General features: G+C 43.6%; 21 protein-coding genes. 3 read left to right on the top strand and 18 right to left on the bottom strand.

What is annotated here, in order from left to right; genetic code table 11:
* Positions 1 to 41: 41 nt before the first annotated feature.
* Together QYT14_RS00885 and QYT14_RS00880 are read right to left on the bottom strand one after the other, a co-directional pair.
* Positions 42 to 2,090, bottom strand: coding sequence for a sugar-binding protein (locus QYT14_RS00885; RefSeq protein ID WP_288324076.1), 2,049 nt, complete (start codon positions 2,088 to 2,090; stop codon positions 42 to 44).
* Positions 2,091 to 2,110: 20 nt separating this feature from the next.
* Positions 2,111 to 3,460, bottom strand: coding sequence for an alpha-L-fucosidase (locus tag QYT14_RS00880; protein ID WP_288324075.1), 1,350 nt, complete (start codon positions 3,458 to 3,460; stop codon positions 2,111 to 2,113).
* A gap of 153 nt (positions 3,461 to 3,613) precedes the next feature.
* On the opposite strand from QYT14_RS00880, the gene QYT14_RS00875 reads away from it, so the two are divergent.
* Positions 3,614 to 4,471 (top strand): DNA/RNA non-specific endonuclease, encoded by an 858-nt coding sequence (locus QYT14_RS00875; RefSeq protein ID WP_288324074.1) that lies wholly within the window; start codon positions 3,614 to 3,616, stop codon positions 4,469 to 4,471.
* Positions 4,472 to 4,850: 379 nt separating this feature from the next.
* Complete coding sequence (gene mltG, locus QYT14_RS00870) at positions 4,851 to 5,885, top strand: endolytic transglycosylase MltG (RefSeq protein ID WP_288324073.1); 1,035 nt, start codon at positions 4,851 to 4,853, stop codon at positions 5,883 to 5,885.
* A 22-nt stretch (positions 5,886 to 5,907) separates the two neighbouring features.
* On the opposite strand, the gene QYT14_RS00865 is transcribed toward mltG, so the two are convergent.
* From QYT14_RS00865 to QYT14_RS00790, 16 genes are all read right to left on the bottom strand, one after another.
* Positions 5,908 to 6,180, bottom strand: a complete 273-nt coding sequence (locus QYT14_RS00865) for a hypothetical protein (protein WP_288324072.1) — start codon at positions 6,178 to 6,180, stop codon at positions 5,908 to 5,910.
* Between the two features lie 16 nt (positions 6,181 to 6,196).
* Complete coding sequence (locus QYT14_RS00860; protein WP_288324071.1) at positions 6,197 to 7,849, bottom strand: ABC transporter ATP-binding protein; 1,653 nt, start codon at positions 7,847 to 7,849, stop codon at positions 6,197 to 6,199.
* Between the two features lies 1 nt (position 7,850).
* Positions 7,851 to 8,975 carry a nucleotidyltransferase family protein gene (locus QYT14_RS00855; RefSeq protein ID WP_288324070.1) on the bottom strand — a complete coding sequence of 375 codons (1,125 nt, stop codon included), beginning with the start codon at positions 8,973 to 8,975 and terminating at the stop codon, positions 7,851 to 7,853.
* Entirely contained in the window at positions 8,972 to 9,238 is a 267-nt protein-coding gene (locus QYT14_RS00850) for a PqqD family protein (protein WP_237038111.1), read from the bottom strand. Before QYT14_RS00850 ends, QYT14_RS00855 begins: the two co-directional genes overlap by 4 nt.
* A complete protein-coding gene (locus QYT14_RS00845) occupies positions 9,238 to 9,687 on the bottom strand; it encodes a S24/S26 family peptidase (protein ID WP_237038112.1) in 450 nt (149 codons plus the stop codon). The genes QYT14_RS00850 and QYT14_RS00845 overlap by 1 nt, the downstream gene beginning before the upstream one ends.
* Positions 9,672 to 10,583 (bottom strand): hypothetical protein, encoded by a 912-nt coding sequence (locus tag QYT14_RS00840; RefSeq protein WP_288324069.1) that lies wholly within the window; start codon positions 10,581 to 10,583, stop codon positions 9,672 to 9,674. Before QYT14_RS00840 ends, QYT14_RS00845 begins: the two co-directional genes overlap by 16 nt.
* A 137-nt stretch (positions 10,584 to 10,720) precedes the next feature.
* Positions 10,721 to 11,488 carry an EFR1 family ferrodoxin gene (locus tag QYT14_RS00835; protein WP_288324068.1) on the bottom strand — a complete coding sequence of 256 codons (768 nt, stop codon included), beginning with the start codon at positions 11,486 to 11,488 and terminating at the stop codon, positions 10,721 to 10,723.
* A 514-nt stretch (positions 11,489 to 12,002) separates the two neighbouring features.
* Positions 12,003 to 12,353 (bottom strand): 50S ribosomal protein L20, encoded by a 351-nt coding sequence (gene rplT / locus QYT14_RS00830; RefSeq protein WP_005937092.1) that lies wholly within the window; start codon positions 12,351 to 12,353, stop codon positions 12,003 to 12,005.
* A 108-nt stretch (positions 12,354 to 12,461) separates the two neighbouring features.
* Positions 12,462 to 12,659 (bottom strand): 50S ribosomal protein L35, encoded by a 198-nt coding sequence (rpmI, locus tag QYT14_RS00825; RefSeq protein WP_237038115.1) that lies wholly within the window; start codon positions 12,657 to 12,659, stop codon positions 12,462 to 12,464.
* Positions 12,660 to 12,732: 73 nt separating this feature from the next.
* Positions 12,733 to 13,308 (bottom strand): translation initiation factor IF-3, encoded by a 576-nt coding sequence (gene infC / locus QYT14_RS00820; RefSeq protein ID WP_237038116.1) that lies wholly within the window; start codon positions 13,306 to 13,308, stop codon positions 12,733 to 12,735.
* Between the two features lie 116 nt (positions 13,309 to 13,424).
* Positions 13,425 to 15,365, bottom strand: coding sequence for a threonine--tRNA ligase (gene thrS / locus QYT14_RS00815; RefSeq protein ID WP_288324067.1), 1,941 nt, complete (start codon positions 15,363 to 15,365; stop codon positions 13,425 to 13,427).
* An 80-nt stretch (positions 15,366 to 15,445) separates the two neighbouring features.
* Positions 15,446 to 17,455, bottom strand: a complete 2,010-nt coding sequence (locus tag QYT14_RS00810) for a tetratricopeptide repeat protein (protein WP_237038118.1) — start codon at positions 17,453 to 17,455, stop codon at positions 15,446 to 15,448.
* Between the two features lies 1 nt (position 17,456).
* Positions 17,457 to 18,011 (bottom strand): peptide deformylase, encoded by a 555-nt coding sequence (gene def / locus QYT14_RS00805; RefSeq protein ID WP_237038119.1) that lies wholly within the window; start codon positions 18,009 to 18,011, stop codon positions 17,457 to 17,459.
* A 7-nt stretch (positions 18,012 to 18,018) separates the two neighbouring features.
* Complete coding sequence (gene ruvX, locus QYT14_RS00800) at positions 18,019 to 18,441, bottom strand: Holliday junction resolvase RuvX (protein WP_237038120.1); 423 nt, start codon at positions 18,439 to 18,441, stop codon at positions 18,019 to 18,021.
* A 71-nt stretch (positions 18,442 to 18,512) separates the two neighbouring features.
* Positions 18,513 to 19,472 (bottom strand): PCMD domain-containing protein, encoded by a 960-nt coding sequence (locus QYT14_RS00795; RefSeq protein ID WP_237038121.1) that lies wholly within the window; start codon positions 19,470 to 19,472, stop codon positions 18,513 to 18,515.
* A 128-nt stretch (positions 19,473 to 19,600) separates the two neighbouring features.
* Positions 19,601 to 20,095, bottom strand: coding sequence for an SPOR domain-containing protein (locus QYT14_RS00790; protein WP_237038122.1), 495 nt, complete (start codon positions 20,093 to 20,095; stop codon positions 19,601 to 19,603).
* 212 nt (positions 20,096 to 20,307) lie between these two features.
* Between QYT14_RS00790 and QYT14_RS00785 the strand changes: the two genes are divergently transcribed.
* The gene (locus QYT14_RS00785) at positions 20,308 to 20,505 is read left to right on the top strand and encodes a YtxH domain-containing protein (protein WP_237038123.1); all 198 of its coding nucleotides are present in this window, start codon (positions 20,308 to 20,310) and stop codon (positions 20,503 to 20,505) included.
* Positions 20,506 to 20,642: the final 137 nt, after the last annotated feature.

Raw genomic sequence — 20,642 nt, 5'->3', positions numbered from 1 at the left:
ATCGGAGCTTCACCCCACTACTCCATAAGAATAATGCAGGTTTACTTCACTATAAAGCCTCTTTTATCCAAATAAGCTTTAAAACGGTGCAGATATTCTTCGCTGGGGCCGGCAAAAAAAGAAACGCCCGAAGCTCCATTGTCATAGGCTTCGTCCAACGCTTTCTCAAAATCATCTTTGATATCGCCAAACATTAACCCTGCATATACCTTTGCCCGCCCATTGACGGTTTGCACGCTTTCCTGCACCGAACGGCCAATCCATTCGGCACCTTCGTAATAAAATTTATTATAAATCATCGGGAAATAAGCATCCAGCGACCAGTTGCCCCAATCCTGACGAACCATCTTCCGCGCCATGGAAGGCCCGGGGAATACGGCTGCCGAAATAAACTTATGGTCGGCTTTTACAGCTTTCGTAATGGCCTCTACCACATGAGTGACCGCATCCAAACGGAAGTTTATCCAACTCTGATTCTCCATCGGATACTTCAGTTCCAAAGGGTCTTGACCAGTCTGCGCCTTGAACAGTGCCCGACAAGTGTCACAATAACAATAGTCGTATTCAGGCAATTCCTCTTTCTGCTCGATGCCATAGTTTTTCCACAGACTGACCGGCAGCACGACATCCGGCATACGGACGTAATCCAGATGAACTCCGTCTACATAGGGCTTATGAGCCTCTTTCACATAATCTTCTGCCAAATACTGAGCCACTCCCGAATGATTGGGACAAAGGAAACGGTAATAATCCACATAAGCAGGCTTGTCGTGACTCGACTCTCCCTTACGGTTGACAGCATACCAGTCAGGATGCTTGTCCAGCAATTCCGCACGGTTCATCGTCCACTTCCAATAGTGGGCTTCCAGACCGGCTTCCTTGCACATGCGGTAAATGTCCTCATCATAACCTTCAAAAAGCACTCCCGAAATGCCACATTCTTTCAACAACTTGAACCACTTCTGCCAGTCTGCCGCCGAACGGTCTTTAGGAACACCTGTCCACACCCAGTTCTTCACTTGGCGCGGAGCTATTTTCTCTATATGGAAACGTCCTTCATTATTAATGACATAGCGCACTCGCTCTGCCGGATTCGATATAGCGATGCGATACGTGTTCCGGGTAGCCTCCACCGTAATCTCGGCACCGGCAGGAAGATTCTTCAGTTCCTTTTCCGTAAGGAAGAAGCTGTCTTTGGTACGCAGATAGTTATGCTCTTTTCCGTAATATTCCTGCTGGGCATAGAACATAGCCCACAGCAGTTTATACATGGGCTGATTGTAAGGATAGACAAATCCGGCCTTGCCCGTCCCTACCTTATCATCGGAAAAATAAAGATAGCCCCAACGGTCGGGCATGTGCATATCAATCTTTCCGGTAGCACTCCACACCCAGTTTTCTTCAGGACCGTTCGGCTTCAACCACTGCACGCGCGAGAAATTGATGCGCCACGTATTTCCCGCCTTCAGGGGATTATTGAAATTCATGGTCAACGCCTGATGGGGAATGGCCATCTCCACACTCCAATATCTGTCTTTATCCTTCGGTTTATTCAACGTTCCCTCGCAATGAACAGCCATCTTCATTCCCGGACAGTCCCACTGCACCATGAAGTTACCGCCGGAGCGATAAGGCTTGTCAAGCATCAAATCGAAGATGACTCCCCGGGCATTGGTCTCGATTTCAAAGTAATTATGTCCGTCACTGTCCGGGTCAATAAATACCTCGAAGTCATTATCATAGTAAATAATGGTATCGCGGCGAGTCAGACGCGCCTTTATATCCTCTTCTTCAAGGACGGCGCCAATATACAGATAATTGTCGTCCCAAAGCATTTTGGCCGTTGTCTCATATTTGGGAGCAGGAAATCCCTCTCCGCTGATGTCGACAAAAGGAGCCGTAGCTTCGGCCTTCTGCCACGAACTTTCGTTCAACTTACCGTCTATCTTCAGTTTTCCGTCTGCACGATAGCAAACATACGTGCGGGGGTCTGTCAGGAAACGTTCATATTTCTCATACAGACTCTGGGCTCCGGCAGGGAGACAAGACAACAACAGCAGGAGCGAGTAAAAGTATTTCAGTTTTTTCATGATTGTTCCAAAGCTTCAGATTAATTACTTTCAATCACACGGCCTACACCTCTATATAGTTTGACCGGACCGTCTAAAAGAACTGCCAATACTGTGATTTGGCTGTCTTGCACTTGTTCGGGCACATCAATATACAGATTGCCGGGCACGTCACTCCAGTAGTTTTTATTATAGACTTTGTAACTGAGCATAGCTCCGTTGCCTACCACCCATACACGGTTCACTTTATTGACCAAGCCTTTCACTTCCACCACTCCGTTAGGCTTATAAGGCAGATACAGATAAAGAATATCCCCTGCTTTATTCAGCGTCGTGTAGCCTTGGAAATGTTCGGCCGGAATACCCGCACGGGTATCATAAACCGCTTCTTTGTGCTTCTTTGTCCAACGGCCGAATTCTTTCAGAATAGCCACTTGCTCTTCGGGAATAGTTCCGTCTTCTTTCGGACCGATATCCAGCAAGAGGTTGCCGCCATTGCTCAGGCAATCGACAAAGGTGCGAAGCAAAATATAAGGTGATTTATAATTGCTGTCGGTATGCTGATATCCCCATGAGTCGTTCATGGTCATACAAAGCTCCCAATATTTGTCTTCGGGACGAACCACCGGCACGCCTTGTTCGGGAGTGGCATAGTCACCGTATCCCTGGATGCGGGAGTTAATAATCACATTCTTATTGTCCGAACGGAGCAACTCCACAATACCTTTCGAATTCCATGCTTCGGCACTCTGTTCCCAGTCACCGTCAAACCAATAAAGGTCGGGCTTCCAGGTCTTGTTCAGCTCAGCCAACTGGCCGAAATTGAACTTATTGAACTTAGCCCAACGTGCGGGGTCGTCCTTGTAACGCACCTCGGTGCGCGTCTTATTAGGATAATCGGGATGCGACCAATCCAACAAAGAATAATAGAAACCAAGATGCAAGCCCTGCTTACGCACCTCTTTCACAAACGGCGCTATCAGGTCACGCTTGGCAGGAGTGCTCTTTACGGTGCTCAAGTCTCCCACTTTGGTGTCCCACAAAGCCACACCGTCATGGTGCTTGGTTGTGATAACCGTATACTGCGCTCCACTCTCCTTTATCAAATCCACCCATGCCTTCGGGTCGTATTTGGAAGCGGTAAATCCGCCCGCCTGATTCATATACTCATCGTATGGCAGATAATTATTAAAGAATGACCAGCTTTCGGAAACTCCTTTGACGGCATAGATTCCCCAATGAATAAAGATTCCCAGCTTTGCCTGTGAGAACCATTCCATACGTTTGTCTTTTTGTTCGGGTGTTTCTTGTTTGGCAATCTCCTGTGCACGCAATGGAGACAATGCGATGAGCAAACCAAGAAACGTCAGTGATAATCGGTTATTTTTCATATACATAATAGGTTTGATTAATATCGGTTAGCTCGATAATTAGTATAATCTGTAACTTTCTGAACAAAGATAACGCATTTTACCCTTTCAGACTTAAAGTTTACCTACTTTTTCTTTTAAATTTCTATCTTTGCAGTCCTATAATCAAAACTTATGAGAACAAAAAAGAAAAAACAGTCTTCCGGCAAAGCACTGCCTCTACTCATTATCGCAGCACTGATAGTACTAATGGCCTACAAATACCGGCTGTTGGACGAAAAGTTCTTTAAGGGACTTCCCGATTTGATTTCTACGGAACAAACCTCCCCCCTTCCGCCCTCCGCCTCTACCGATGCTTTGGAGATTCCGGTCATGCAGTCGCGCACCGGAGGCCAGCTTATCAAGAGAAAAGGATATACGCTGTCATACAATGCCGACTATAAAACGCCGCAATGGGTAGCCTGGGAGCTCACCAAGAAAGAGACAAAAGGAAAAGAGGAAAGAACGGACAAATTCTTGCCCGACCCTGATGTGCGCGGAGCGAAAGCATATACCGGCGACTATACCAAATCCGGCTACGACCGCGGACACATGGCACCGGCCGCCGACATGAAATGGAGCAAACAGGCGATGGCGGAATCTTTCTACATGAGCAATATCTGTCCGCAGAACCCCAACCTGAATCGCGGAGACTGGAATGACTTGGAAGAGAAGTCGCGCCAATGGGCTAAAAAATATGGAGCTGTCTACATCACTTGCGGGCCTGTATATGACCACAGCAAGCCACAAAGAATAGGAAACAATAAGGTTGCCGTTCCCGATGCCTTTTATAAAGTAATTCTCATCAATGATTCGAAGGCCCCCAAAGCCATCGGCTTCCTATTTCCCAACAAAGCGGGGCATAAGCCATTGAAGAAGTACATCGTCACGGTAGACAGCGTGGAGAAAAGAACAGGCATTGACTTTTTCCCTGCATTGCCGGATGACATAGAAAACAGGATTGAAGCGGAACTGGCAAAAGAACTTCCTTAAATACGTCTGCTCCACCCGAAGGAGGGGGCGTTGCTGATGACAGTGACTGACATTTCAGCTTAATAACCCAAACGAATCAATAGATATTTCATCCGGCAGGCTGATATATTCTTCACAGCAATCCGTTGTATTCATTAATCATCGCCACCGACCTAATAAACAGCGGCACCGATTCGCGAATTTCTGCCATCGGTTAATAAATCAGTGGCGGAAATTCACGAATACATCAAGAGCCGATTGGCTTTATGTATGGAGTCTAATGGCTTTTCAAAGGTAAGGATGACAGCGTATCATCTGACGACCGGACTTTTTTCTATAAGCTCTTATACCGAACTCACGTATATTTATCTATCTTTGCACCGAAAACAAATTGATAACAATGGATAAAAAGAAACGCAATCTTTTAGTAATAGTTATATTGATAATTATTCTTGCCGGAGCAGGAAGTGCCGGAACGGTTTACTATTATTTCTTCTCCCGACCGTTCAACTTATCAAAAACGACTTATATCTATATCGACAGAGATGATAATTTAGATTCCATTTATAGCAAAATCGAGTTGGCCGGGAATCCTAAAAGCATGTATGGCTTCAAATTTCAGGCAGAAAGAGGAAATTACGGAGAGAATATACGCACTGGACGGTATGCCATCCGCCCGGAAGACAATATGCGCTATCTTTACCGCCGCCTTTCGATGGGATATCAGACTCCGGTCAATCTCACCATCCCCGGCGTGCGTACGCTGGACAGACTGGCACGCACTGTCGCCCGCCAGCTCATGATTGATTCTGTGGAAATAGCCCGATTGCTGGCCGACAGCAGTTATTATACTCCGATGGGGTATACCCGAGAGACCCTCCCCGCCCTTTTCATTCCCAATACATACGAAGTGTATTGGAACATGAGCGCTGACGCTTTTATGAAGCGTATGCAGAAAGAGCATGCAGCCTTCTGGAACGAGGAAAGACGGAGAAAAGCGGCAAGCATCGGTCTCGCGCCCGAAGAGGTGGCGACACTTGCCTCTATAGTGGAAGAGGAAACGACCAACAGCGCGGAAAAGCCGATGGTGGCCGGACTTTACATCAACCGCTTGAACAAGGGCATGTTGCTGCAGGCAGACCCCACCGTGAAGTTCGGGCTGCAGGAGTTCGGACTGAAACGTATCCTCAACAAGCATCTGGCTGTCGATTCTCCTTATAATACTTACAAATACGCCGGCCTCCCTCCCGGTCCGATACGCATACCTTCTATTCAGGGACTGGAAAGTGTGTTGAACTATGCACATCATAATTTTATCTATATGTGTGCCAAAGAGGACTTTTCGGGTACTCACAATTTTGCCGCCACCCTGTCACAGCACATGGCAAATGCCCGCCGATACCAACAGGCATTGAATCGGCGGAACATCAGATAAGGAGAAGGGGGATTAAAAAAGCTTATTTATAATCCCCCATATATGGGCGGGTATTATGGGCAGGCATAGAACTCTTGACATTGTTGCCATTGTTATATCCTTTGTCGTTTGCTATACCATTGCCATTCGCCTCACTGTTAATGTTGCCGTCTCCTTTGCTGCCATTATTACCATTGCCATTGCCTTTATTGCTCGAATGTGCCATCAAAGCCGTTTCCGGTTCCATTTCATAGACTTGCATAGAAGGCTTTTCATAAGCCTCCACTACCTTCATTTCATCTAAACTTGTCTTCATAACACTGGTTTTTAAGTTAATAATATAATTGGTTCGATATCTTTTTCAATCTCAAAACGTGTGTACACCATTGGAGAACTGTTTCCCTATGAGTCACAATAATAAACGTTTTATCACATACACTTGTCATCAGCCGCTCCAGCAACAGTTTTTCTGTTGCTTCATCAAGTGAAGAGGTAGGCTCATCCAAGAGCAGCAAACCGCCCGGACGAAGTAACCCGCGTGCAATAGCTATGCGCTGGGCCTGCCCCTCGCTTAAACCGGCCCCTTGCTCCCCACACAGAGTATCCAGGCCATCGGATAGTCCGAACACAAAATCGGCGGCAGCCGTATGAAGCGCCCGGCCCATCTCTTCTTCGGTGGCATCCGGCTTTCCCATCAACAAGTTATCACGCACTGTCCCGCTCAGCAATGTATTGCCCTGGGGGACGTATACCATATTGCAGCGGGTATCGACAGATACCCTCACTTCCCGTTTTTCATTATAAATCCCGATTGTTCCTTTATCCGGTTGTAACAAGGCCAACATCAGACGGATTAACGTACTCTTTCCCACTCCGGTCTCACCCATAAGGGCAGTCCTGCTTCCCGGAAGGAAATTAAAAGAAAATTCATTCAATATTTTATGACTTCCCTCAGGATAGGTAAAATCAACATCATTCAAACGAATGCCCACCGGTCCCTGCAAACGAACTGATTTCGCCTCCTGCTCCATAGGTACTGCTTCCAGTTCGGCAATACGCTCCATGGAAGTCAGTGCGCGGACAAAGGCGGGAATCTGTCTGCTCAAGCTCACAATGGGACTCTGCACCATTGCTACCAACTGTAAAAAGGCGGTCATCATTCCAAACGTAACTTCGCCGCTCGTCAAACCTCTGATTCCCCACAAGAAAGCAACTACATAACTCACATCAAACCCTGTTTGCACCATGCCGCGTGAAAACAAACCGAAATCAGTCCGCCTCCTCACTTGGTCATACAGTTGTTTTTGCAGATTTCCCATCCGCAGCACAGTCCCCGGTGTATATTCCAAAGTGCGTATCAGAGTGCGGTGCAGCAAACTTTCCTGAATATGCTCTTGCAACCGGCTGTCCGTCTTGCGTATTTCTTTATTAAGAGTACGCATACGGTGCATATACAATTTACTGGTCAGAACAGCTACCGGCATCACAAAGACCAATATCCAGGCCAAACCGACGTCCATCGTACAAAGATAGATAAAGGCAAAGACCAATTGGAACAAAGTAATGATAACTGCCGGCACCGTATAAGAGATGATACCCGACACTTGACCGACATCCGAGTCCAGTCTGCTTATCATATCTCCTGAATGAAATTTTTCTTTTCCATACCAGCGGCTTACCATCAAACGATTGAAAAGCTGATAACGCAATTTATTGTCCAGTTGCAGCCCATACTGGGTTTCCAGCCAGCTGTCTACCGTCCATATCAATAACTGAAGTGCCATACAGCCTATCATTAAGGCTACGCTTTCCATGATACTTCCCTCCACCGTTCCCGTTGCAATATCCACCAGTCGTTTGGTGATATATACAAAGAACAAAGAAGCGCACACCGACACCATGCCTGTCACGGTCATCTGTATGATGCGGAAACGAAAGCCTTCGGATGCCCTCCATAGCCGTTGTATATATTCAATCACAGTCATATCATTCTTTTCCCCAATACCTTAACATACGATAAGAGCCAACCGTCAGGAAACCGATGAGATATACAGCCATATTGAATGTACCTTCATATTGTCTGATTATTTTCCATCTTCCAAACACCGTTGAGAATGCTTTCATTTTTCTCTCCACATAGCCGGAAGGTATTTGCTGCGTGTGTTCCTGTCCATAACTCTCGGTCAATATCTGTTGCAATGCCCTCTTTGCCCGCGTCTTTGCACTCTCATCATAAAACGGCAGCTCGGAAGGAGGCAAACCTAAATAGTTGACAGCTATATAGCCAAATAATTTCCACCCTTCCTTCAGGCCCAACTTCCTTACATCTTTCTCTAGTGCAAGAATGTCTATCTTATCGTGACAATGATGCAGACACATTGCCCAATCACAAATCTGTCTTAACCCTACGCCGCCCAGAAACACAAAATGATGCCACGCATGCTCTAATATAAAGACCACATCAAATTGACAGGGAGGCAAGAAGACCGTCTGTACGCCCTCCAATGCCATGGAACGGCAAGCTGTGTCCTGCAGATATTTCCGTTCCAACCGCCTCATATACTTATTGCGCCACGGAATATAGTTCAGTTCCACCATCCGATGCAGTTCCACACTTACCTGCCGATATTCAAACTCATAATGTTTGGCGATAAGCATAGTGCCGCTATTCACATCCTTGCATTGTGCGGCCAGCTGCACCCCTTTTTCAAAATTATCCTCTCCGATATACAAATCAATATCACCGCAATGGCGCAGTGTTGGTTCAGGATAATTCAGGCTCATCCCCTGTCCTTTCAATAAAACGGGATTGATTCCATAGTCAGTAAACTGACGTATTATTTCGCCCAAGACAGCGTTGTGCCTTGCATGGCACATCCTGTTACGCGCTATATAAAATGCCAACTCACGCATCACCGGCTGTAAAGGACGGTATGTGTCGGGCAATTTATTGACAGCATCAGCAACAATTCCTTTTACCGTTTGGTGCGCAGCAAGCCTAAAAATCCCTGTCCAGTCAATATTCCCTTCAAAAAGAGCCGTATCAACTGAGGAATCCCATAAGCCGGCACGCAATAAAGCTAAAAATAGTTGTTGCTTCAGTTCCATCATTCTATTATCTTCACTTGCAGCCAATCTCGTATAATGTCTTCAGCATCATTCAATGCCATGGAAAACTCAATTCCATAGCGCTCCACCAACAGCGAAGCCAACATATCCGGGGTGAAATCTTTTCCTTCTATCCGCTGCCACAAATAAGCGGCAGAATGATTCAGAGCAATCAACTTGTTAAAGTCAACTTGCCCCAGCCCTTCACCTACTATAATATATTCACTGCCCATTTTGCGCAGCCGGAATCCTTCTACTGTTCTCATTATTTCAGTATTAAACGACGATAAATTGCTAATAAATATCTTCTGACCGGAAGCAACACATACCACAACGCAGCTTTCCTGCGCTGCAACGGTGTACGGCAATCCATGCTTTTCCCGGCTTTCATTATTTTTACAACCACTCCCAGCACATTTTCCGGACAACAGGCTTCTGTTGCACTCAGATTTCCATCGCCCATCAAGATAATCTGCCCTCCTCTACAATCCACTATACGATGAATCACATAGCTATCGGGAGCTATCTGAGCCAAAACAATTTCTCCCTTCTGCAAAGGAGCTGAAGGCTTCTGCAGCACCACACTCTCCCGCCCTCCTATAATAAAAGGCAACATACTGTTTCCTGTCACGGGCAAGGTTACTGTCAGTCCTTCCGACAATATTTTCTTCACTTCCGGCAAGAGAAGCGCATTGGCCACTATCCGTTTCTGCATATCTGTGCTTCCTTTCTTACAGTGTCGGCACACAAACAGGCAGCCGCTTTATCAGGCAGACATTCCAACAACCAACAAGATATTTTTTGCACCAAATATTGAATAATACAATCCTTGGCATCTGCATGGTCCTCATTCCACGTCATGGCTGCACTGCCGGCCGACAAAGAAGCATAAGCTTCCAATGGAACAAGCCGACAAATATGATTCCGATGGGACTGGCGCAAACGAATGAAACCGTTGACAGGAACCGACCAGTTGCGATAACACGCTGTTTTCCCACTCCACGGAGAACCATATACCATCGGAACATCTCCAACAATACGCACTACAGGATGATCATCATTCAGACAGTCGCTTCCCGGAACATATCTTTTCCATAAATTACAATGTGTACTTTTTCCCGTTCCGCTCTTTCCCAGTAACAGATATCCTTTTCCGTCGTTTACCACGACAGAAGCATGCATGACAACAGTGTCAAGGCAAATAGTATTCAATATGTACATCAGCATCATTCCATAGTCTGTCATCAACCGACGCCTGACCGGATTGGTACATGCATAAAGAACAGCTGACTTCATCTCTCTATTTACACGCAACACCCCATTCAATTCTCCTGCGGGAGAAAAGTCCTCAAACCAATGATATCCAGCTGATTGATAATAACGAAAAAGATTACCGTCAACGCCTGTTTGCTCTAAAAGAAACGGTTCTGCAGGATGCTGTGCCAGAGAAGTTAAATCATATACCGTTAAGATAAAAAGAGGGATTAAAGAGTCCGAAATCTTTATGCGGAAAGGAGCATAGGCCGTCGCCAAAGAAAACCACAACGGCTCATCTTCTGTCATTCTCAGACAAAAAGTATGTTCCGCTACTGTGTAATATTGTTCTTTCATACTCCCTGCTCCACAATTATTCGACAGTTTTCATAGTATTCCTACCACTCTCGTAAAAATATCATTCAACCGTCATTCCTTTCATATCATTATATCACAAAGGTAGGAAATTATTTTATATGTCGGAACTATCAGACCTATAAATCTTTCAAAGAATTTCCCCTATATTGTCCTTTCCTACAAGTCATTTTGCCATACTCTATCGCATGAACCGGACAAATATGATAACATCCCAGACATTGAGTGCAGTTATTGCCCCATTGAGGTTTATCGGTTACTGTTATATTATGTACGGGGCATACCTTTTCACACTTCTTACAGGCAATGCAGGCGTCCGTTGCATGAAAAGGTTCGGGAGACATTAAAAAGGTATTGAAAAGCGGCCCAAGTATATATGTCTTGGTAAACGGCCACGCCCCTTCATGACAATTGAAATGCTTCATCTGTATCCTGCCGGTCAGTTCGCCATTGATAAAGTCAAGACGTGCTGCTGCATTCTGCACTTTCCGTTCTTCCACATCTTCTGCATCCACATCAAACCCCGGTAAGGCGACATAGGTGTTGGGCATCGTAACAGAGTAGCCTGCCATGCAGTGCCATCCTTTTTTCCGAATAGCTGACGAAAAAATCTGAGCAGTACGCCCTGTGTCATCCCCACAGGTACAAACAAAAAAAAGATACTCCGGCCTATTCATCTTCAACCGGCAGATAAAGCGAAGTACTATTTTAGGAGGGCCCCATGCATACACAGGGAAAACAAAGCCGACTTTCTCACCGTCTTTTAATATATACTCTTTATTTTCATTCATTTCCTCAGCAATGGACAATAATTCTTCATGCTGAGCTTTTGCAATCTGCCGGGCAACCCAGGCTGAATTTCCTGTACCGGAAAAATAGAATATCATAAGCGCCTACATTAATCTTTCAGACCATTTGTTTTTATAAAAAAGAAGCGATGCTAATCTTTTGAATTAGCATCGCCTTATAATGAAGCCGCACCAGTGATGCGATGAAACTCCGAATGACAGGTTTTGAGTGCTCTCTCCCTTTGTAATCCACCGGCATAAATGCTACCCGAAGGCGTGGCCCGCCATTGGAAGATGAAGCTTTGTCTCGGTTTTCAGATTAGTTTGATGAGTTTCCCAATCCAACTAATGCGGCTCGCTTTTCATCTCTTTCTGTATGACAAATATACAGCCTTTTTATGATATAACCAAGAGCAAGAAGAATTTTCTTTGTTAAAAATCACAAGGAATATACTAACTGTCTGTCATTCCGATCATTTGCCTATCCTACCTCTATCTTATCACAGACGGAACTGATTTGCCCTTTTACAAAGAAGAACATAAAAAAAGAGTCACCCCTCACGAGATGACTCTTTTATTATGTCTTTTAATAACAATTTTACCAACACTTATATTAAGCAGCTTTTGCCTTAGCAACAACAGCCTTAAATGCTTCCGGGTGATTCATAGCTAAATCAGCTAACACCTTACGGTTGATTTCAATACCTGCTTTATGCAATGCACCCATCAATTTAGAATAAGACATTCCTTCCAGACGAGCAGCAGCGTTAATACGCTGAATCCACAAAGCACGGAAATTGCGTTTCTTGTTCTTACGGTCACGGTATGCGTAGGTCAAACCCTTTTCCCAAGTGTTTTTTGCTACTGTCCATACATTCTTTCTTGCACCAAAATAACCTTTGGTAAGACCTAAAATTTTCTTTCTTCTTGCTTTTGAAGCAACATGATTTACTGATCTTGGCATAGTTTTAATTCTTTTTGAATGTTAGCGCCCCTGTTTCACACAGTGAACTTAAAGCTAAAGACATTCGGTTAATACTTAAAATAATACGATTACGCTTTTTCTCTTAGATTACTTCATGCAAAGAAGTTCTTTCACTTGATCCATGTTTGCGCTAGCAACTAAACCAGAGTGAACAAGGTTTCTTTTTTGCTTTTTAGTTTTCTTAGTCAAAATGTGACTGTGAAAAGCGTGCTTTCTTTTGATTTTACCTGTTCCGGTAAGAGCGAATCTTTTTTTAGAACCGGAGTTAGTCTTGATCTTTGGCATCTTGTTTTAATTTTAAATAATTATTATTCAAATAAGGTGGTAACGCACTATACCGGCGCGTTACGCACTCTTTTTATTCTTGTGTTCCTTCCGCTTTTTTCGGAGCATCAGCCTTTTTAGGAGCGCTTGCTTTTTTCGGAGCCAGAGAAATGGTCATTCTCTTACCTTCCAATAACGGCATCTGCTCTACTTTGGCATATTCTTCCAGGTCGTTGGCAAAACGAAGCAACAATACCTCTCCTTGTTCCTTAAAAAGAATGGAACGACCTTTAAAGAATACATAAGCTTTAACTTTATCTCCGTCCTGCAGAAAACCGATGGCATGTTTCAACTTAAAGTTATAGTCATGGTCATCTGTCTGAGGCCCGAAACGGATTTCTTTTACGTTTACTTTTACTTGTTTAGCCTTTTGTTCCTTTTGACGTTTCTTTAATTGATAAAGAAATTTAGAATAATCAATAATTCTACAAACCGGAGGAACAGCATTGGGTGAAATTTCAACTAAATCGGCTTCATGCTCTTCAGCCATCTTTAATGCCTGAGCTATCGGATATACTGCCGGTTCTACATCATCGCCCACTATGCGGACTTCTTTGGCACGAATCTGTTCATTGATTCTGTGTTGCCCTTTTAAACTGTCATTCTTCATTAAAAAACTATTAGTTCCTGTTTGTTTCTTCTTATTTAAATTAGTTATTTCTTTATCTTAACGCAAAAGTCCATACAAAGGTTTAACGATGTATTCTTTTGCAAACGGCTGCAAAGTTACCATTTATTTATCATATTAGAAACTTCTTCAGCAATATTTTTTCCAAATTCTTCAATTTTCATGGTTCCTTTATCGCCTTCGCCCTGTCTGCGAACTGAAACTTCGCCGTTAGCCGCCTCTTTTTCACCTACAATAAGCAGGTAAGGGATACGTTTCATTTCATTGTCACGAATCTTACGGCCTATCTTTTCATTACGACCATCCACAATAGCACGGATATCATATTTTCTCAACTCGGCTTTCACCTGCTCGGCATAGTCATTGAACTTATCTGCTATAGGCAGGATAACGACTTGTTCGGGAGTCAACCACAATGGGAATTTTCCGGCTGTATGCTCAATCAATACCGCAACAAAACGTTCCATTGAACCGAAAGGTGCACGGTGAATCATTACCGGACGATGCTTTTGGTTATCAGAGCCCATGTATTCCAATTGGAAACGTTCCGGCAAATTATAGTCCACCTGAATAGTACCCAACTGCCAACGACGACCGATAGCGTCTTTCACCATGAAGTCCAACTTAGGACCATAGAATGCGGCTTCACCATATTCAACCTTTGCAGTCAGTCCTTTTTCCTCACAAGCCTCAATAATAGCCTGTTCAGCCTTTTCCCAGTTTTCATCACTACCGATATACTTTTCGCGGTTCACTTTGTCACGCAGAGAGATTTGAGCTTCTACATTTTCAAAGTTCATGGACTTGAACACAATATTGATGATATCCATTACACGGAGGAATTCTTCCTTCACCTGGTCGGGACGGCAGAACAAGTGGGCATCATCTTGTGTAAAGCTGCGCACACGAGTCAAGCCGTGCAATTCACCACTCTGTTCGTAACGGCATACGGTTCCGAATTCTGCAATACGCAAAGGCAAGTCCTTATAAGAACGCGGAGAGTTCTTATATATCATACAGTGATGAGGACAGTTCATCGGTTTCAAGAAGTATTCTTCTCCTTCTTCCGGTGTATGAATAGGCTGGAACGAGTCCTTACCATATTTGGCATAGTGACCGGAAGTGATATACAGGTTCTTGTTTCCGATAGGCGGACACATTACTTCCTGATAGTCGTAACGAGCCTGGATGCGACGCAGGAAGTCCTGTAAGCGGATGCGCAGTGCAGTACCTTTCGGTAACCACATAGGAAGTCCCTTACCCACCATATCTGTAAACATGAACAAATCCATTTCCTTGCCAATCTTACGATGGTCGCGTTTTTTGGCTTCTTCCAACATTTCCAGATATTCATCCAGCATCTTTTTCTTAGGGAAAGTGATACCATAAATACGTGTCATCTGTTTGCGGTCTTCCTGACCTCTCCAATAAGCACCGGCTACCGAAAGCAACTTAATGGCCTTGATAGGTGCAGTAGATGCCAAGTGAGGGCCACGACAAAGGTCGGTAAACGCACCTTGTGTATAAGTAGTAATGTGACCGTCTTCCAGTTCAGAAATCAACTCACATTTATATGTTTCACCTCTTTCTCCGAATTTCTTCAAAGCGTCTTCCTTGGCAATGCTTTCGCGCACCAAAGTTTCTTTCTTGGCTGCCAATTCTGCCATTTTTGCTTCGATAACAGGCAAATCCGAGTCCTTAATGGTAGCTTCTCCCGGATCTACGTCATAATAGAAACCGTTTTCGATAGCCGGACCGATACCAAACTGAATGCCCGGATAAAGTTCCTGCAATGCTTCTGCCAGCAAGTGAGCACTTGTGTGCCAAAAAGCATGTTTACCTTGTTCATCTTCCCATTTATAAAGAACGAAGTTTGCATCTTCATTGATAGGACGTGATAAGTCAATCGTCTCGCCATTCACACCGCAAGCCAAAACATCTTGCGCCAGGCGTGAACTGATACTTTCTGCAATCTGCAGACCTGTAACTCCTTCGTTGTATTCACGAACAGAGTCGTCGGGGAATGTTATCTTTATCATAATTATTACGTTTAATTCTTTCTTGAGGATGCAAAAATAACGAATTCTTTTTGACTTCCTCTCTTTTTTGCAAAAAAATGTTATTCTTTTCTCTCTGTGAAGCGTTTTATGATATTGTACGCAGAGAATAAGCCTAACTCACCTGCCTTACTCAAATCTTGAATACCTTGACGGTTATTACCCAAATAGATATGGGTTAAACCGCGATTATAATATGCTTCGGCAAATCTGGGGTCCAGTTCTATCGCCTTGTCATAGTCGACAATGGCAGCACGGTAATCTTTCAGTGACGAAAGCACATTACCTCTATTATAGTAACCGTAGACAAAATCGGGAGCCAACTCAACCACTTTATCCAAATCGCGTTTCACCATTTCATAATCACCGGTTTTTGCCTTCTGTTCTTCTGCATTCTTGTCATTGTATTCTTTCGCCACCTTTTGATACTCCAACTGTTTGAAACGAATCAAAGCACGGTTGAAGTAAGCCGGGAAGAATTTGCTTTCGCACATAATAGCCTGATTCAAGTCTTCAATGGCATTGGCAAAGTCTTGCACAAGATAGAAGTCCAAAGAGCGTGCAAAGCGTTTCGTCACATCATTCGGACTAGCTACAATAGCGGCCGACTGTTCATCTATAGATGCAAAATGCTTTTTCACTTGCTCCTCTGTCAGCGGCGCTTCCTCATTTGTGATAAGCAAACGTTCAGGCAGCACCTTGTTTGAGTTCAGTTCTTCTATATATTTATGATAGTTAACCTGACGCTTCACATCATTATGCTTTTCATAATAAGTAAGCACAAACATGGGTTGCGGAACAATGGTCACGTTCTTGTCTTGCACGCGGCCACGGTATTCACTCTTATACTTTTCTTCACCTTCTTCATTATCGGCCACTACTATCTTTCGATAGTTATTCATATTTTTATCAGACTTCTTACGTGTACGGTTCCCGCTCTCCGAGTTATCCGCTGTCTGATTATTCTGGTTTACGCCGTTTTGCTTATCCAACTGAGCTTTGAGAACTTTAAATTCATCAGCGTCAGCCCCTTTTATATCTCCCACCTTCTTACGTGCTTGAGCTCTGTACTGATAGCCAATCAGGAAGTTAGGATACTCGTTTATCACTGTAGAATAATCCTTAATCGCCCCTTTATAATCACCCGTCTGGTCACGAAGCAAACCGCGATTGAAGATGGCCATCATATTGTCAGGTTCCATATTGATAACAAAATCAAAGTCCTCGATAGCACGGTTGTCATCGCCTACCTGAGCACGCAGTAAGCCTCGGTTATAATGACCGATAAAGTTATTCGGATCTATTTCAAGAGCAATATCATAGTCACTCATTGCCCCTCTCAGATTTTTCTGATGGTAACGCGCCAATGCACGATTGATATATACACCTGCATTACGTGTTGAAAGATGAATAGCATGGTCAAAGTCGGCTTCAGCATCTTTATATTTCTGTTGCTGAAGTCTGAGAATCGCGCGACTCGCCCATGTGTCCGGGTCATAGCGGTCTATCTCGATGGCACGCCCGAAATCCTTCTCGGCGGTAATCGTATCATTTTGTTTCAAACCGACTTCCCCACGCATCAAATACGCCTTTGTGTAACGCGGAGAGATAGTGATTAATCGGTCTAAGTCATTCTTTGCACCCGAATAATCTCCCTGCTTTATCTTACACAAAGCCATATTGTGCCATGCACCTATGTTTTCGGGCTCAAACTCCAGCGCTTTCATATAATCTTCAATGGCACCGGCATAGTTATCCTGGCGGATACGTGCTAATCCCCGCACCTGATAAGCGCTGACTACAAACGGATTCCTTTCTATAGCCTCCGAGCAGTCGCTTTCCGCACCTTGAAAGTCATCAAGGTTTATCTTAGCCAACCCCCGATAAAAGTAAGGATCGGCCAAGTAAGGCTTCGCATTGACTACCTGATTAAAATACTGAATGGAAAGGACATAATCCTCAAAATAAAGAGCATTGCGTCCGATTGCCATTACACGGTCCGTATTAATCTGGGCAAATGCCAGACCGGGACACATTATTAATATATATAGGTATAGAATCCGTTTTATCATCTCATTTCAAAGTTTTCACCTTATAAGAGCAACGCGCCTTGCCTTTCAGCATAGCACCCAACTTACCTTTAATCATCTGCTTGCGCAGCGTAGAAAGGTGGTCGATAAACATTTTGCCATCCAAATGGTCGAACTCATGTTGCATCACACGTGCCGGATAACCTTCCACCCACTCGTCATGTTCTTTCAAATCTTCATCCAGATAAGTGACATGGATACGGTTCGGACGCTTCACTGCTTCATGGATACCGGGAAGACTCAAACATCCTTCCTCCATCGAAACTTCTTCTTCGCCCACCTCTATAATATGCGGATTGATGTATGCATGACGGAAGCCTTTCAGTTCAGGATATTCATCCGACATTACATCAAGGTCTATCGTAACCACACGAATGGGAAGCCCCACTTGAGGAGCTGCAAGCCCCACTCCGTCTGCACGATCCATTGTCTCAAACATATTTTCGATTAACTCTTTCAAATTAGGATAATCCGGTGTAATATCTTCCGCTTCTTTGCGCAATACCGGTTGTCCATAAACATAAATTGGTAATATCATTTCTCTTTTATTTTATATATTTCTTTGATTCCAAATAAGATTGTAGAATAATGGTAGCACTGATTTCATCAACCAAAGCTTTGTTCTGTCTGTCTTTTTTCTTGAGTCCGCCATCCAGCATGGCCTGATGCGCTAAAACGGAGGTGAACCGTTCATCCACCAGTTCGACAGGTATATTGGGAAGTTTTTTCTTTAACTGATTAATGAACGGAACAATATTACGCATGTTTTCAGATTCCTGATTATTCATTTGTTTAGGATGCCCTACGATAATTCTTTCTACCGGTTCGCGCTCCACATATTTCAGAATAAAGTCCATTAATTGATGAGTGGGAACAGTAGTCAGACCGTTCGCAATAATCTGCAAAATGTCCGTAACTGCCACTCCCGTGCGCTTTTTACCATAATCTATAGCTAATATTCTACTCATATTGAGCACAAAAATACAAATTTATTCCATACCAGTCCGATATATAAAGATAAATTATAGAAAAAGCCTTATCAATAAACCAGTTTCACATTGTCCACCCAGAAAGTATTGCCGGGAGAACCCACGTAGGCCCCACCATGGCTTGAAGAAAACTGCAACAACATGTGTGTAGGCTTTTCATCAGGCGAAGCCCATCCTGTTTCATTTATGAGGACACTCTCCCCTTTACTGTTACGGGCATAGTCAGTCGACCTCAATCCCATGAACTCAGGATCATATTGGGGATCTTTGGTAATATCGCCATATAGGATTTCATAAGTGGCGTCATTTTCCCAGCCATCCGAATCCTTGTCATATTTCACCACCATCGTTCCCACTCTTTTGGCAGTGATATTGCCTTGGGCATCCTCTGTGCGTTTTTGAAGATAAAACACAGTGATAGCACAGTCCTGCCCTTTCACCACTCCTTTTTTGCTAAAGCCGGTCAAACGGATACGGTCTTTCTCGCCCGACATTTTAACTTTATAATCATAACGAACCGCCTTGGGTTTTTCTGTAAACGGTATACCCCAGTTCATGTTCTTTACTCCTTCTTTTGTACTCGTGATAGGCTCTTTCATATCCCCCAAATAAATGGAACCGGCAGCCAGAACGGTTATATTGACCAGTCCCAGCACTTTCATACTCTCGATATGTGTCTCCATGCGGGCGCAATAACCATGATAACGCTTTTCCTTATATACCGTGTTATTCGTTTTGACAACCCCCATCACCTTCGCCATCACATTGGATGTTCCCCACGGAGAGCCTCCCATGTTTTCATAAGCCACATTGCCGTCAACCTCCTGAGTTGGCGCTATTTCATAAAGCAGTTTGGTATTTCCACCTATAATTGACGATTCATGAATCTTGCGCGTCACCCATTGATCCATATCACCATATTTAATAGGAACTTCTCTTTCTTGAGCAGAACCATAAAACGGAATGACGGCCAACAAAGCGAGCAATGATATTCTACTGTAATACTTCATATCCAACTGGTTTTTATTGTTGTTTTAGAACGAACAAAATTATAAAAAAAAGCGGCAACTTCGCAGTTGCCACTTTTAATAAAGAAGAATAGACTATATTTTCTTCTTAATTTACCAAAAAGAAATTATTAATATACTCTATAAAGTAACCATGCCTTCTGGAAGTCGTCACGGTTAGGATATTTCGCTTTAAATTCTTCTTTAGCTTGTGTAGCTTGTACGCGGTCATCAAAAGAAGCTGCAATTACGCGATACATATTTCTTTCGGGATTATAAACCACTTTAGCACTATAACCTTGTCCGTCCAAATATTGTTTCAGACCTTCAGCATTTGCCTTTACGCCAAAGCTTCCACAAACAACGCTATAAGCCTTCAAGCCATCACCCGAAACCAGTTCCACTTTTTCTTCACGAACCGGACCAGCCACCGGAGCAGGCGCAGTTGCTACAGGAGCAGCTACCACAGGAGCAGCTTCCACCTCTTCGGCTGCAGCAGGAGCCTCGGCCAATTCCTGTTGTTTTGCCTTTTCATAGGCTTTTTTGTAAGCGCTTTCGCTTGATTTACAAGAGGAAAATGCCAAAGCTACGCACAATCCCATACCCAACACAACTAATTTTTTCATGATTATTCCATCTTTATAAATTAATACTCTAGTTCAATTCCATAATAATTGTTGCAAAAGTAGCAATATATCAACAGCATTAGCATCTATGATGCAGTTAAATTAAGTTAACCAGCATATAATTGTCAATTTCTTGCTAATAAACACCTCCAGATAACAACAACATTCAATTTTATTTGTTAGTTTTGTAATGTTCAAAAATTAATAAGACTATGAAAAGTTTAAGTATTTTAGCTGCATTCCTGGGCGGAGCCGTTGTAGGTGCAGCAGCCGGAGTTTTATTTGCTCCTGAAAAAGGAGAAGATACTCGTAACAAAATTGTTGATGCACTGCGTAAAAGAGGCATCAAACTGAGCCGCACCGAAATGGAAGACTTGGTAGACGAAATTGCTGCTGAAGTAAAAGAATAATAAGGTATCATACAGTTTACCTTGTCATTCCAAACGGAATTGAAGAATCTATATACATATATTATATGTCTATGGATTCTTCATTTTACCTCTTTACCGATTGACTCTGCCATCATACATAAATGGCTATATTTAAT

Source organism: uncultured Phocaeicola sp. (assembly GCF_948499155.1).
GTDB lineage: Bacteria > Bacteroidota > Bacteroidia > Bacteroidales > Bacteroidaceae > Phocaeicola > Phocaeicola faecalis.
The sequence above is the reverse complement of the archived record's forward strand: the minus strand, read 5'-3'. Positions and strand labels throughout refer to the sequence as shown.

Bases quoted from the DNA above. Each gene is read 5' to 3' on its own strand.
- QYT14_RS00885 (WP_288324076.1), bottom strand. From the start codon at position 2,090: ATGAAAAAACTGAAATACTTTTACTCGCTCCTGCTGTTGTTGTCTTGT.
- QYT14_RS00880 (WP_288324075.1), bottom strand. From the start codon at position 3,460: ATGAAAAATAACCGATTATCACTGACGTTTCTTGGTTTGCTCATCGCA.
- QYT14_RS00875 (WP_288324074.1), top strand. From the start codon at position 3,614: ATGAGAACAAAAAAGAAAAAACAGTCTTCCGGCAAAGCACTGCCTCTA.
- mltG (WP_288324073.1), top strand. From the start codon at position 4,851: ATGGATAAAAAGAAACGCAATCTTTTAGTAATAGTTATATTGATAATT.
- QYT14_RS00865 (WP_288324072.1), bottom strand. From the start codon at position 6,180: ATGAAGACAAGTTTAGATGAAATGAAGGTAGTGGAGGCTTATGAAAAG.
- QYT14_RS00860 (WP_288324071.1), bottom strand. From the start codon at position 7,849: ATGACTGTGATTGAATATATACAACGGCTATGGAGGGCATCCGAAGGC.
- QYT14_RS00855 (WP_288324070.1), bottom strand. From the start codon at position 8,975: ATGATGGAACTGAAGCAACAACTATTTTTAGCTTTATTGCGTGCCGGC.
- QYT14_RS00850 (WP_237038111.1), bottom strand. From the start codon at position 9,238: ATGAGAACAGTAGAAGGATTCCGGCTGCGCAAAATGGGCAGTGAATAT.
- QYT14_RS00845 (WP_237038112.1), bottom strand. From the start codon at position 9,687: ATGCAGAAACGGATAGTGGCCAATGCGCTTCTCTTGCCGGAAGTGAAG.
- QYT14_RS00840 (WP_288324069.1), bottom strand. From the start codon at position 10,583: ATGAAAGAACAATATTACACAGTAGCGGAACATACTTTTTGTCTGAGA.
- QYT14_RS00835 (WP_288324068.1), bottom strand. From the start codon at position 11,488: ATGATATTCTATTTTTCCGGTACAGGAAATTCAGCCTGGGTTGCCCGG.
- rplT (WP_005937092.1), bottom strand. From the start codon at position 12,353: ATGCCAAGATCAGTAAATCATGTTGCTTCAAAAGCAAGAAGAAAGAAA.
- rpmI (WP_237038115.1), bottom strand. From the start codon at position 12,659: ATGCCAAAGATCAAGACTAACTCCGGTTCTAAAAAAAGATTCGCTCTT.
- infC (WP_237038116.1), bottom strand. From the start codon at position 13,308: ATGAAGAATGACAGTTTAAAAGGGCAACACAGAATCAATGAACAGATT.
- thrS (WP_288324067.1), bottom strand. From the start codon at position 15,365: ATGATAAAGATAACATTCCCCGACGACTCTGTTCGTGAATACAACGAA.
- QYT14_RS00810 (WP_237038118.1), bottom strand. From the start codon at position 17,455: ATGATAAAACGGATTCTATACCTATATATATTAATAATGTGTCCCGGT.
- def (WP_237038119.1), bottom strand. From the start codon at position 18,011: ATGATATTACCAATTTATGTTTATGGACAACCGGTATTGCGCAAAGAA.
- ruvX (WP_237038120.1), bottom strand. From the start codon at position 18,441: ATGAGTAGAATATTAGCTATAGATTATGGTAAAAAGCGCACGGGAGTG.
- QYT14_RS00795 (WP_237038121.1), bottom strand. From the start codon at position 19,472: ATGAAGTATTACAGTAGAATATCATTGCTCGCTTTGTTGGCCGTCATT.
- QYT14_RS00790 (WP_237038122.1), bottom strand. From the start codon at position 20,095: ATGAAAAAATTAGTTGTGTTGGGTATGGGATTGTGCGTAGCTTTGGCA.
- QYT14_RS00785 (WP_237038123.1), top strand. From the start codon at position 20,308: ATGAAAAGTTTAAGTATTTTAGCTGCATTCCTGGGCGGAGCCGTTGTA.